General features: G+C 45.4%; 9 protein-coding genes. 5 read left to right on the top strand and 4 right to left on the bottom strand.

The window, feature by feature from the left end:
* Nucleotides 1–17 precede the first annotated feature (17 nt).
* Nucleotides 18–140 carry a hypothetical protein gene (locus tag BN1546_RS09150; RefSeq protein ID WP_255305282.1) on the bottom strand — a complete coding sequence of 41 codons (123 nt, stop codon included), beginning with the start codon at nt 138–140 and terminating at the stop codon, nt 18–20.
* Nucleotides 141–257: 117 nt separating this feature from the next.
* Entirely contained in the window at nt 258–1,055 is a 798-nt protein-coding gene (gene pdaA, locus BN1546_RS09145) for a delta-lactam-biosynthetic de-N-acetylase (RefSeq protein WP_090737209.1), read from the bottom strand.
* A 271-nt stretch (nt 1,056–1,326) separates the two neighbouring features.
* Here pdaA and BN1546_RS09140 point away from each other — a divergent pair, with 271 nt between their 5' ends.
* Nucleotides 1,327–2,349 (top strand): methionine ABC transporter ATP-binding protein, encoded by a 1,023-nt coding sequence (locus BN1546_RS09140; RefSeq protein ID WP_013369091.1) that lies wholly within the window; start codon nt 1,327–1,329, stop codon nt 2,347–2,349.
* Nucleotides 2,346–3,011: a methionine ABC transporter permease gene (locus BN1546_RS09135; protein WP_090737207.1), complete on the top strand. Its 666-nt coding sequence runs from the start codon at nt 2,346–2,348 to the stop codon at nt 3,009–3,011. Before BN1546_RS09140 ends, BN1546_RS09135 begins: the two co-directional genes overlap by 4 nt.
* A 132-nt stretch (nt 3,012–3,143) precedes the next feature.
* On the opposite strand, the gene BN1546_RS09130 is transcribed toward BN1546_RS09135, so the two are convergent.
* A complete protein-coding gene (locus tag BN1546_RS09130; RefSeq protein WP_025678690.1) occupies nt 3,144–4,124 on the bottom strand; it encodes an aldo/keto reductase in 981 nt (326 codons plus the stop codon).
* 273 nt (nt 4,125–4,397) lie between these two features.
* Between BN1546_RS09130 and BN1546_RS09125 the strand changes: the two genes are divergently transcribed.
* The 3 genes from BN1546_RS09125 to BN1546_RS09115 all read left to right on the top strand — a co-directional run bounded on the left by BN1546_RS09125 (nt 4,398) and on the right by BN1546_RS09115 (nt 12,396).
* Nucleotides 4,398–7,784 carry an S-layer homology domain-containing protein gene (locus BN1546_RS09125; protein WP_090737205.1) on the top strand — a complete coding sequence of 1,129 codons (3,387 nt, stop codon included), beginning with the start codon at nt 4,398–4,400 and terminating at the stop codon, nt 7,782–7,784.
* Nucleotides 7,785–7,944: 160 nt separating this feature from the next.
* Nucleotides 7,945–11,085 (top strand): ATP-binding protein, encoded by a 3,141-nt coding sequence (locus BN1546_RS09120; RefSeq protein WP_090737203.1) that lies wholly within the window; start codon nt 7,945–7,947, stop codon nt 11,083–11,085.
* Nucleotides 11,086–11,244: 159 nt separating this feature from the next.
* Nucleotides 11,245–12,396, top strand: a complete 1,152-nt coding sequence (locus tag BN1546_RS09115; protein WP_090737201.1) for a response regulator — start codon at nt 11,245–11,247, stop codon at nt 12,394–12,396.
* A gap of 143 nt (nt 12,397–12,539) precedes the next feature.
* On the opposite strand, the gene rpoN is transcribed toward BN1546_RS09115, so the two are convergent.
* Complete coding sequence (gene rpoN, locus BN1546_RS09110) at nt 12,540–13,865, bottom strand: RNA polymerase factor sigma-54 (RefSeq protein ID WP_090737199.1); 1,326 nt, start codon at nt 13,863–13,865, stop codon at nt 12,540–12,542.
* Nucleotides 13,866–14,089: the final 224 nt, after the last annotated feature.

Below are 14,089 nucleotides of genomic sequence, written 5' to 3'. Positions count from 1 at the left end.
CCTTCCTTAGCATTGGACTAAATAGTTACTGTTTCAGCCAATTCACGTATTTTGGCGATAATCCGCTCTTCTTGATTTTCCCCCTCATTGGGGATAGATTCAGTCGCGTAGGCAGCCAGTTCAGCATGGTGATGAATCATGACGGATATCCATGACCTTCCTTATTCGTAAACTAATCAGCCCGATTCACACAGTCTGCTAGGGCAGATGTGGATCGGGCTGATGACGGTATTGAGTCATTAAGCTAGATGCTATTTTTAATGATAGTGCTTAACTTTAAGGTCATCCAGGCTTTTGAACTCATATCCTTGCTTGCGAGCCTCGTCAATGATCGAGCCAAGTGCCTCGGCATTATCCTTGGATACAGAATGGAGCAAAATGACCGCTCCAGGGTGGAGCTGCTGCATAACTTGGCGATAGGCATAGTCTGTTCCTCGCTGAATATTCGTGTCCCAGTCCTTGTAGGCCACCGACCAGAACACACTCGTGTATCCAGCTTCTCGACAGGATACCAATGCTTTTTCATTAAAAATGCCGCGCGGTGGCCGGACATATTTCATTTCCTTTTGCCCAGTCAGCTCTGCAGACGCAGTTCGTACCCGATCCAGCTCAGACCGAATCTCTGCCGAAGAAATGGTGCTCATATCAGGATGGCTCCATGAATGGTTTCCGATAATATGGCCTTCGCTGGCCATGCGGCGCATCAAATCCGGTTGGTCTTTTACAAAATGCCCGGTTACAAAGAAGGCGGCTGGAACCTTTTTGGCTTTCAATACATCCAGCACCTTGGGAGTATATCCATTTTCGTAACCGTTGTCGAAAGTAAGAAACAATTCTTTCTTAGTCGTATCCCCCAAAAAGATGCCGCCTTGTCTTTCAATCAGGTGCATAAATCCTTCTTGTGCGATGGAAGGCAGCTCGCCTCCCTTACTTTTTTTAAATCCAAAATGATACGGCTGTCCGTCCACAGCTTGGGTAGCTGATGCTGATTCTCCCATAACTGTGGACATCCCCATCAATGCAATGCATAGCCACAAGGTAAATATTTGCTTCATCTATCTTCCTCCGCTTCCGCCCTGATTCGGGTAAGATGTGTATACTTCGGCTTATTCCATACCATCTGCAATATCATGTTCATTTATGCAAAGAAAGAAATGCTTGCACCAAACTTAAAACACATATTGACATCAATAAAATCGAAGTAGTATACTCTATAAAACTTACTAAAATACTCGGATTTAAATTTGATTCGATGTTCGTGCCATAGGAAAGAAATCAACTCAGAGAGATTTTACATACTTGATGGAGCGGGAGGAGTTAGGAGCTATGATTGAACTTAGGAATGTATCCAAAACCTATGTAAGAAAAGGCTTAAGCATTCAAGCGTTAAAAAATATAAATATCACAGTGGATAAAGGAGATATCTTTGGTTTTATCGGATTCAGTGGTGCGGGAAAAAGTACGCTTATCCGTTTGGTCAATCGTCTGGAGAAAGTAACGACCGGTGAGGTTCTTGTCGAAGGGGAGAGCTTAAATGCCTACTCGACCTCGGGGCTGCGAAAAGTAAGGAAGAAGATCGGCATGATTTTTCAGCATTTTAATCTGCTGGAATCGAAAACAGTATTCGAAAACATTGCCATTCCGTTGGTGCTGCTCAAGCGCAACAAGCGGGAAATTGAGAGGCGTGTAACAGAGTTGCTGGCATTCACAGGATTATCGGATAAGGCAAATAGTTATCCCAGCGAGCTTTCCGGCGGACAAAAGCAGCGTGTCGGGATTGCGCGGGCGCTTGCGAGCAACCCGTCCATTTTGCTCTGTGATGAGGCAACCTCGGCACTCGATCCGCAGACCACGCAGTCTATTCTTGATTTGCTTCGCAAAATTAACAAGGAATACAAGATCACCATATTGATCATCACCCATGAGATGTCGGTCATTCAACGGATTTGCAACAAGGTAGCTGTAATGGAGAAGGGGGAAATCATTGAGCAGGGCGATGTACTGGAGGTATTCGGGCAGCCGAAGCATCCAACGACGCAAAGCTTTGTACGCACAGTTATTCACGATGAAGTACCGGATAGTGTACTGCAAACGTTCGAGCAACAAGAGTCGCAACGCATATACAAGCTGGAATTTATCGGACAGGCAGCTTCCGACCCAGTGGTTCATGAATTGATTCGGAAGCATGATATCCATGTGAACATTTTGTTTGCCAACATGACGGAGATACAAGAAACGACGATTGGCTATATGACACTTCAACTGCGCGGTGAGCAGCAGGCCGTTCAGCAGGCTGTTGATTTTATCAAGAGCAAAGGAGTCCATATTCAGGAGGTGGAGAGTCTATGATGATTACAGGAACCACGATAACTTGGGATCAACTGTGGGAAGCTTTGTATGAATCCGTGCTCATGGTCAGCATATCATTATTAATTGGCGCTCTGATTGGGATTCCTATCGGTATTTTACTTGTTGTTACCCGTTCAGGCGGAATTTTGGAGAACAAATGGCTGTACGGTATTTTAAATCCGATTATTAACATTGTCCGTTCCTTACCGTTTATTATTTTGCTGATAGCGATCATTCCGTTAACTCGTCTGATTGTGCATACATCTATTGGGACCAGTGCGGCCATTGTCCCCTTGATTATATATATAGCACCCTATATCGGCAGGTTGGTGGAAAATTCGCTGTTGGAGGTCAACCCGGGGATATTGGAGGCAGCAGATGCGATGGGAGCGACTCCGTTTCAGGTCATTCGATATTTTTTGCTACCCGAGGCATTCAGTTCTTTGATTTTATCGTTAACTACAGCCGCCATTGGATTGATTGGTGCAACGGCTATGGCTGGTGCGGTCGGTGGCGGTGGGATTGGCGACCTGGCGATAGCGTATGGCTATCAACGTTTTGATACGCTGGTAATGCTGATCACTGTTATCATTCTAGTCGTGTTTGTACAAGGTGTTCAGTCCTTGGGCAATCTGCTCTCCCGCAAAGCACGCAGGGGTTAATGAACAAAACGGATATAAAAATATATAGTTGGTATGTTAGGTTTTAGCGTTATTACTGATCAAGAAACGCCCTATGTAACTGGATAGGGCGTTTTTGCTGTTTCTTATATGAATACTACTATTACATTACTATTATAGAGCGCCAATTACTGGATGAGGAACATACAGTTCTTCCAGCGACGCAATTTCCTCAGGTGTTAACGTAATTGATAGGGCAGCTACCGCATCTTCGAGATGAGATGTCTTTGTAGCACCGATAATAGGAGCTGTCACCGGTGCTTTCTGCAGCAACCAGGCAAGAGCAATTTGAACGCGGGGAACTCCACGTTTTTCTGCGATTGTCGCAACCTGCTCCACAATCAATCGATCGGAATCTGCAGTCGCATCGTATTTAGATTTTGCCACTTGATCGGTTTCAGACCGATGTGTTGTTTCCTGCGTATCCCGCGTCAATCTACCTCCTGCAAGCGGGCTGTATGGAATTACACCGATCTTTTCCTCCTTACAAAGCGGCAGCATTTCTCTCTCTTCTTCACGGTATAAGAGGTTTAAATGATTTTGCATTGATACAAACCGTGTCCATCCATTATTCTCAGCGACATGCAATGCCTTCAGAAACTGCCATGCATACATGGCAGAAGCACCAATATATCTTGCCTTTCCGGCCTTCACAACATCATGTAATGCTTCCATCGTCTCTTCAATAGGGGTATTGTAATCCCAGCGATGGATTTGGTATAGATCCACATAATCTGTCCCCAGTCGCTTAAGGCTCTTATCAATTTCGCTCATGATGGCCTTTCGGGAAAGTCCAGCACCATTGGGGCCTTGATGCATACGGAAATGAACCTTTGTTGCTAGGACAATTTCATCTCGATTCGCATAATCCTTTAAAGCCCGTCCGACAATTTCCTCGCTAGTTCCATCTGAATATACATTTGCGGTATCAAAAAAATTAATGCCTAGCTCCAGAGCTTTTTTTATAACTGGACGACTGCGCTCTTCATCTAGTATCCATGGATGAATCCATCGTTCAGCGACCCCGAAGCCCATACAGCCAAGACAAAGCCGGGATACATCCAAGCCGGTATTTCCAAGCTTAACATAGTCCATTTGATTATACCTCGCTTCCTAGATATGGTTTTCTTCAAATCTAGTCTATTCCACCTGCTTACATCGGATATTATGCCATATGGAGTTAACTCCAAGCCAAGCACTTTTGCTGCGGAATGATTCGTATAGGTCTAATTGTTCAGAATCGGTTCAGTAGGGTTTCGTATACTTCTCTTAGTGTAGTTCCTTGGTTGCATAAATCTTAGAACTAAACATGACTAAAGCCTTTGATATAACAGGATATCTGCCAATAAATAGCGTCTAGGAGTGAAAATGTTGAAACTTGTAAATCGAAATAAATGGATTGCATCTGCAATGGTACTGGGGATTGCTTCAGGCTCCATCGTATCTCTGCCTTGGATGGGCGGTGCCCAGACTGCTTATGCAGCGACAGCAGATACGCAAAGTGAAACTGGATTTGTAACACAAGCTCGCACTTTGGGTTTGATGACAGGTGGTAATCAGGGCGATTTTATGGCACAAAAGAATTTGACCCGCGCAGAAGCGGCTAAAATTTTGTGCAGTCTGTTCCAGTTGGAAGTTAACAATCAGCCGCAAACATCTTTTATGGATGTATCCTCGGATGCATGGGGTGCTCCCTATATTGAGGCTGTACGTGCAGCCGGGTATATGACAGGCAACGGAGAACTGTTCCGTCCGGGAGATGCCATTACCAAGGAAGAACTGATCGTATCGCTAGTACGCGCAATGGACTTGCAGGATGCAGGTACTACGGACGCACAGCAAAATGCAGTTCAGGTAGCTCGCAATTATGGTTTGTTATCAGAGGATGCTTCTGCAACGGATTTGAAAAATCCATTGAACCGGGAGAGTAGTGCGGAAGTATTCGTTAGCCTGTTGGATCATCCAGTAGGAGAAGTGAAATCAGAGGGCAATACTGTTCGAATCGGAAATATCCCCTACCAGCTGGAAGGATCTTTGCAAGGCTTGTTCGGTGAAAATAACAAAGCTGTATTAAAAGGGGCAAAAATCGATCTTAACCGTAATTTGCGTACACTCACAGGTGTAAAACAGCTGGAAATTAACGCAGACGGTGGCGTATTTGACGGTAAGGGTGTGTCTTTTGATGGACGCCTGATCGTCAATGGTTCGGTAACCTTGAAAAACATGTCCTCCACAGGCGTATTGGAAATCAAAGGTTCAGGAAATCAGTCTGTATCGGCCATTTTGGAAAATACGACATGGTCTGGTGTGGAGTTGGGCTCTAAGGATGCCAAGCTGACAGCAACCGGAACGACAAAGATTGACAACTTGACGCTGAAAAATGATGCATCGATCGTGAGCGAAGGGAATGCTGCGATTAGCCGTGTTTCATTACAACAGGGACTCGGCAAGCTGTTGGTTAACGGTAGTATTGGTTTGCTGGATGCATCTCAATATGTGGGCGTTCCTTTTATTACGTTGGCTAAGGGAGCGGCAATCAGCCAGCTTAACCTGCCGGAACAAAAACAGCCGCGGGATGTTATCATTAACTATGATGCGGTGAAAGAAGCTATTGGTCTCGTGAATGGTACAAAGAACTCATCCTCTGCTGGATCGGTTATCACGGATACAGACAGCAAAGATAAGAAAAAACACGACAGTGACATTATCAGCGTAGACCGCAGTCAGTTGGAGACGGAAGTCCATGCAGCCAAAGAACTGCTGGAGCGTGCAGATGAGGGTGGAACGGATCAGGCGCTTTACCCAGCCGCAGCGAAGGAAAGCCTGTCTATAGCAATCAATCAAGCTATGCTGGTACTGAACAATACGGCAGCTACACAGACAGAAGTAGATCAAGCGCTCAGCACATTGAAACAGGATGTTTCTGTGTACACGGCCTCAGCCACAGAACCGGTGATTGGAACACAGGAATTAACTAGACTGATTCAGTTAGCTTCGACTACCCTTGAACAAAACCGAATGATTGGTGACGAATTTCCGTCTCTTTGGGATGACTCACTAAGTCAAGCTATTCGATTTGGCAACAATGTGTTGGAAGGGAATGCGCCTCAGAATATTGTGGATCGGGAAGTAGAAAGCTTGGGTCGAGTAATAAAGGTATACAAAGCATCAGTAAAACTCAGAGATGCATATCTGCATTTTCTCGATGTAACGGATCGTGTGGAGAATTTGAAAACTGACAAAGCGCGTTACAAGTCCATTGTGAGGGAAGGATCAAAAGTATATCTGAATCCATTATCTACAACGGAGCAGTTGGACGAATGGACACAAAAAATAGAAGGTGCCACAGAATCATTCTTGGCACTGCAAGCAGCCGACTTTTCGGTGCTTAAAAATACTTTACAAGAAGCGCAGGTTATCTACGATCAGAATGGTTCTCAAAATGCTGAACTAGACAACCTGATTCAGGAATATACAGAGAAGATGCACACTGCTATGACCCAGCAGGACGTATTGAACTTGAACATGGAGCTGAGTCAAAGGCTTACGGAGTTCACTGTGCCATTGCCTGCTACAACTCGGGAAAAACTGCAGCAGCTGGTTCAAGATATTCAACTAAAACTGCTGTCTAACCCTGTGGCTCGTAATTACTTGAATACGGAAATGCTGTCTTTAGAGCAACAAACAGGACAAGCCAACTTTGCACTCATTATGCCATTTACTCCTGAGGAGCAATTGGTCATCTCTTATAATCAATTAAGTCAGGCTAAAGGGACCTATCTTGAAAAATATAACGAGAAAAGACTACAATTGAGAGACAAAGTCATTGAAATGCAGACTTCGATCAATGGAATTTTGCTGCAAAATTCAGGCGCATTAAGCGCTGAGGCTCAGCAAGCCTTGTCTTCTGCTTCAGAGCATGCCTCTACTTTCTTAGGCTTGTCCAGCTTTGAATTACAAGACGTTGTTCCTGTATATGAGGAGCTGCAACAAGTACAGAGCCAGTATGCTGCACCAATAGCAGTGGATACCATGTTGTTAAATTTCAACATAAGTATAGCTAATAATGAAGTTCAGACGTTCGGCCGTCATTATACCGAACAAGATAACGAAGAACTTCAAGGGCAAATTAACCTGGCAAACCTTGTGCTTAATAATCCGGATAGCACACAGGTACAGGTAGACCAAGCTAATACGGATCTGATTACAGCGTTTGCGAACTACCAATTCAAATGGATCGTAACTGATCTTGATATCAATGAGCTTAAGAACATTGCGAACAATCTGCTTACAGTAAATGGTACAGATCCTACGACGGTCTACTTTCACAGAGTAGTGGATGCATTCAATCGTCTGGACCCGTATTATCCTATGCCGGAAGTTAAGAGAAATTACATGAATCTGGAGGATGCGATTCAGGAGTATAAAGATTTTATAGACAGCCAGCAACAAAGCAACGGAACAGGCAGCGGCGACAGCAGTGGTGGAACAACACCGCTAAGCGATAGCGACGGAACAGGAAGCGGCGACAGCAGTGGTGGAGCAACATCGCCAAGTGATAGCGACGGAACAGGAACTGGCGACAGCAGTGGTGGAGCAACACCGCCAAGCGATAGCAGCGGAACAGGAAGTAGCGACAGCAGTGGTGGAGCAACACCGCCAAGCGATAGCGACGGAACAGGAACTGGCGAAAGCAGTGGTGACGATTCAGGATCAATTCCTGGCGGCGGTAATGATGACAGTATGATTCCTTAATAAGAAAAATTAGAAACTACAAGGATGTATAGAAGGGGACGATTCCGCACAGATTTTATCTGCGGCGGACGTCCTTTTTTGTATGGACAACGCTTCTAATGTAGCTGGATAGAATAACCGATACAAAAAGATAGACGTTATTGAAAAGAGCGGGGGATTTATGAAAAAACAGGGTGTTTTATTTTTTATTATACTTCTGCTTGCGGTTGCGTTGCCGGTATATCCGTTAGTGTCGGGTGTATTATCCGGAAACAGTCATTGGAAAGCTCACAACGGTGTTATTGATTTGCGTAATTGGGACCCCGACAAGGAAGGTGCTGTACAGTTGGGAGGAGAGTGGGAGTTTTATCCTAATCAGCTTTTGCAGCCTTCATCTTTTCAGGAAACGCGATATCAGGATTGGGCAAATCGTCAAAACTCCTCCAAATTGGGATTAGGCACCAGATCTTCTGCCAAAATTGTGAATGTGCCTGGTAGATGGAATCAGTGGATGCCTGGGGGACAGGCAACTGGATATGGAACCTATCATGTTCGTGTACTGTTACCTGAAAAAGTGGAAAATCTGTACGGCATCCATATGCAAAATATTCGCAACTCCAGCCGAGTATGGATTAACGGAGCAGAGGTGGGGGCAAGTGGTATTCCCTCTGTTTCGGCCGACAAGGGCAAGCAGGGCAACGCCCCCTTTGTTGGGTTTGCTGCAGTAGATGGACATTCGGCTGATATTACCGTGCATGTGGCTAATTATAGCTATTCCTCTGGGGGGATCATTTATCCGCTGCTATTTGGGGATTATGCCAGTATTACGCATAGCCGTGAAGTAGCGATGGCAGAGGACACCGTACTAGTTGCAGGATTTTTTATCCCTACCGTATTTTTTATCATGCTGTACTTTTTACGTAGAAAAGAGAAGGCCCTGCTTTACTTAGCATGCTTTTGCATCGCGGCACTATTTTACATTCTGACACATGGAGAGAAGCTGCTAGTCTGGGGGATGCCGGATTTGCCTTATGAATGGATATTGAAAATTCAATCGTTCTCTTCGACGCTGTTCTACTATTTTCTGATTCGGTATGTTCATCTGACGACACAGATTGTTATGAATCGAATCGTGCTGCTTCTATATAATATTGTAACCGCACTGATGCTGGGTATGGGGCTATTGTTGCCTACACTGGTCCTTTCATCCTTTGAGACTTTTATTCTTCTTTTTGGTGTAGTCAGTGTGGGGTATGTATTACTGATTCTGATTCGTGGACTTCTTCAACGGACGGATGACGCTGCGCTGCTAGTCATTAGTATTATGAGCATTCTTATGATTGTGGTGACTAGTTTTGTGTATGTTCTGGGCTGGGGAGATGTACGTGGGGTGACAGCCTATGAAATGCTCATATTCGTATTGGCTCAAACACTGTTGCTGGCCAAACGTTTTGTGCATTCGTTCATGGAGGTTGAGAACCTATCACGACGGTTGCTAACACTGGATGGGTTAAAGGACGAATTTCTGGCGAACACGTCACATGAGCTGCGTACTCCTCTACATGGAATTATTAATATCGCTCAATCCATGCTAGACCGCTACGGGGCACAATTCAATGAGCCGCAAAAGCACAACTTGGCCTTGATTGTGAATGTAGGGCGCAGACTGTCTTATTTGATTAACGATATTTTGGATTTTTCTAATTTGAAAAATGGAAGATTAGCCTTAAACCGCCGGCCTGTAAATGTACAGACTGCCGTGAATTCTGTGCTAGAGGTATTGGGTCATAACGTAGGTAAGAAAAAGCTCCAATTCGTCAAAGAATGGCCCAATTCGTTGCCCAAGGTGGATGCAGATGAGGACCGGTTGAATCAGATCTTATATAATTTATTGGGTAATGCGATGAAATTTACGGAGGAAGGCGAAATCGTAATCTCTGCCAAGGTGAGGAACCGTGAAGTGGAGATCAGTGTGAAGGATACCGGACCAGGTATTGCCCCAGATCATCTTTCGCACATATTTGAACCTTTTAATCGAGGAGCGAATGCTGAGGATGAAGGATATAGTGGAACTGGACTTGGGTTAGGCATAACCCGTCGTCTGGTGGAGCTGCATGGAGGTTATATCCGAGTAGAATCCAGATTGGGTAAGGGTTCGACCTTTTATTTTACACTGCCCTTAGCAGAGACTGGTACGTCGAAACATGAAGTTCAAAAAGATGTCTTGTCTGAGATTATATTGCAGTCTGGTGTGACCTCGAATCAGGGTGTGAATCCGCTTGAAGAGGATGGATTAGAGCAAGTGAGGAATGTTCCTTACAGAGTGCTGGCTGTAGATGATGATGGGGTTAACCTTCGGGTATTGGAAGAGCTGTTATACGCCACAGGTTGTAGCGTAGTGGCTGTGGACCATGCTGAGGAGGCGCTTCATCTGCTGAATGGCCGTGCCCGATTTGATCTAGTTATTACGGACTGGATGATGCCAGAAATGTCCGGTATTGAGCTGTGCCGACGGATTCGCGAACGGTATTCTCTCTCCGAGCTACCTGTGTTGCTGCTGACAGCGCGCGATCTGCCCGGCGATATCCATGCAGGCTTTATGGCCGGAGCAAATGACTTTCTGCGTAAGCCTGTTGATGCGGAGGAATTAAAGGCGCGTGTACGCACCCTGTTGAACATGCGTAATTCGGCAGAGGAAGCGGTGCGTTCGGAAATGGCCTTTTTACAGGCGCAAATCAAGCCGCACTTTCTGTACAATGCATTAAATGTCATTGTTTCGACCGTAGCAGTAGACCCGGACAAAGCAGCGGAGCTGCTCATGGAGCTGAGTCAGTACTTGCGGGGAAGCTTTGATTTTCAAAACAGGGAGAATACAGTTCCGCTATGCAAGGAGCTGGAATTGGTAGAATCGTATGTGGCATTGGAAAAAGCCCGTTTTGAAGAACGGTTGCAGGTAACTATAGAGGTAGGGAGGAACATCCGGTCGCTGATCCCGCCATTAAGCATTCAGCCCATCGTGGAAAATGCGATACGACACGGTGTGATGCAGCGGGCCACAGGTGGAACGGTGCGAGTGGTTGTACAAGAGGATGGAGCCGATTTTGTGGTCAGCGTGACCGATGATGGCGTTGGGATTCCACCAGAGCGACTGCAACAGCTACTGTCGGAGGAGCATGTATCGTCCAGTGTGGGTCTACGTAATATCCATCGCCGTCTGATCCATATGTATGGAGAAGGATTGCGGATTGAAAGCAATCCTATGCAAGGGACGACGGTAAGCTTCCGTGTGCCGGAAACGATCTTATCTCCCCCTACTGAATGAATAAAAAATTACAGTGCATCTGCCGGAAAAAGCTAATATCGCGCCTGAGTTTATACGATATATAAAATATAAGAAATTAAAAATCGGATGATAAAGCAGATAGCCTGGTCATAGAGCATTGTGATGGATGGTTGCAGCAAGAAGGGGGCGCGGACACAGATGAAGGCGATATTGATTGATGATGAGAGGTCGGCATTAACCTACCTAGAACGGTTGCTGGAGGCGGACGGACGATTAACGGTCATGGGCAAATATACGTCTGCACAAGCTGGGTTGGATCATCTGGCGGCAGAACGCGTGGATATTGTTTTTATAGATATCGGAATGCCGGAGATGAACGGACTGGAGGCCGCCGAGTGGATTCAACAGCTGGACTCGCATATTCATATCGTCTTTGTGACTGCGTATTCGGAATACGCTATTGAAGCATTCGAACTGCAGGCACTGGATTACTTGTTAAAACCTGTTCATGCCCGGCGGCTTAATAAAACGTTAGATCGGATTGTAGCCACGCTGGCAGATTCCCGTCCTTCCAGCTCGGTCGTCGCAGCAGAGCAATTACCCAAAGTGCGTTGTTTTCAAAAGCTTGAAATTCCGGAGGATGGACAAGGAGCCGTGGGAGCAAAGCCATTCAAATGGCGTACACTAAAGTCGCAGGAGCTATTCTCCTTTTTACTACATCATGAAGGAGAATGGGTTAGCAAGGAGCAATTGCTGGATGCGCTGTGGCCCGAATATCATTTGGACAAGGCCGTTGTTCATCTACACACGTCCATTTACCAAATCCGCAAGGCGTTGAAAGAACGGATGCAAGATACGAAGCTGGAATACAATCTGGATCGCTATCGTTTGAACCGTAATGGCTGGGTTACAGATGTGGAGCTATTCGAGCGGGGCATTTCCGAATGGGCGGCATCTGGCAACGGCGGTGCACCGCGCATCGAGAGCCTGTTGGCTCTGTACCGTGGCAATTATCTGGAGGAGCACGATTACCCATGGGCGTATGCAAAAAGAGAAAAACTACGCAATATGTATCTGGCATGTGCTTCAGAACTGGCTAAGGAAGAGCTTCGTTCAGGTCGTGCCCGGCAGTCTATCCAGCGCTTGCTCAGCCTACAACAGAGGGAGCCTTACTCAGATGATATCTGTGGTCTGCTGCTGACAGCCTATGCCCAGTTGGGCGAGTATACAGCTGCTCAAAAGCATTATGAAAGCTTCGTCAGCTTATTGGAAGATGAGTTGGGTATTGAGCCACATCAGGTTACACACCAGTTGTACGTGCAATTGAAAACACAGACGCTACCTGCGTAGACTGCTGTACTCGCTCAGGTCATATGAATAGGCCAACCAGAGGTTACTGGTTGGCCTATTCTCTATTGGAGATTCTACGAGGGAGGCAGCCGGTAGAATGTGATAGCGCTGCTTCTTGGTTTTCACAATCGCTTGCTGAAGTTTTAATACACTTTTCTCCTGGCGGAGGATAAATACCCCAATTCTTCTCGGTATTTGGCTACCGTTCTGCGTGACAGCTCTAGTCCTTCCTTTGCCATCAGTTCTGTGATTGCCTGATCTGAAAATGGTTTTTGCTTCTCTTCACCGTCGATGATCTGCTTTATCCGCATTTTTGCGCTCTCTGATGAAGTAGCATCTCCGTCTTTCGATCCTAGGGCGGAGGTGAAGAAATATTTGAGTTCAAACAATCCACGAGGCGTCTGCATGTATTTATTACTGACCGCCCGGCTGATCGTGGATTCATGCAGGCCGGTTATTTCAGCAATCTCCTTTTGGGTCATCGATTTCAGATGATAAACGCCATGCTCAAAAAAATCCCGCTGCCTATCAACAATAGCCTGGGCCACACGCATCAGGGTCAGGCGGCGCTGCTCAAGGCTATGAATAAGCCATAATGCCGTATTCATCTTCTCACGAAGAAATCGTTTTTCTTCCTCCATAGCCGGCTTTCGAAGCATACTTTGGTAAAAAGGATTAATCCCGACGCGTGGGACTGTGATATCATTAACTGTCACAATGTAGTCGTTTTTAAATTTCTCCACTGAGATATCTGCTATATGATGCTGGCGGTCATATGGAGCAAATGCTGCTCCCGGACAAGGATTCAGCTTGCGTATCTGATCGGTAATTTGTTGTACCATGTGAATGTCGATCCCCAGAGCATCCGCGATTTTTTGTATGCGGTTACATGAAAGATTGACCATGTGGTGTCGCACGATTTCTTCCAGATAAACATCATCATTCCCGGCATATCGCAGCTGCAAAAGAAGGCATTCCTCCAGACTGCGGGCAGCGATTCCTGCCGGTTCAAAGCCTTGAATCAGGGCAAGTATATTTTCAACCTCATCGGTGGGGACGTCAAGTATTCCGGCAACTGTATTTACATCCAGCTCAAGGTAGCCTTTTTCATTTAAATTCCCAATCAGAAACATGCCAATCATCTGTTGTAGCCTGGATAGCCCGCTGACCATCCCAAGCTGCGCTTTAAGATGTCTATATAAATTATCTGCGGGATTAGAGACAAAATCCAGAAGGTCTACCGGATTATCATTTTTTCGTGGCGAATCTTCTTCTTCTTCTTCTTCTGTATTGATTCTTTCGATGGACATGTCGATCTCTGCCAAATCAATGATCGGATTTTCATTTGCTTGCTCATGAAGATATGACATCAGATCGACCGAAGAATATTGAAGAATCGTGATGGCTTGTCGTAATTCTGGAGTCATAGCCAGCCTGAAAGTTTGCTCTTGCTGTAATCCGTAGCGCATTATTTTATCTCAGCTCCTTACTGGGAAACAAAAATAACTTTTTATGCAGCTTATTCGTGAAGCTTATGCAATTATACTGCCAACCTTTGATCTTGGAAAAGAAGTGAATGGAATGGGCTGAATTTGAGTTTTGGATAGATTCAATAAAAAGGGTATCAGATTAATGATTAACTTGTCAGTTTATTTTCTTGTAGAGGATTATTTCTTTTTTTATATACTAATTA

Source organism: Paenibacillus sp. Mc5Re-14, from assembly GCF_001049835.1.
Lineage (GTDB): Bacteria > Bacillota > Bacilli > Paenibacillales > Paenibacillaceae > Paenibacillus > Paenibacillus polymyxa_C.
The sequence above is the reverse complement of the archived record's forward strand: the minus strand, read 5'-3'. Positions and strand labels throughout refer to the sequence as shown.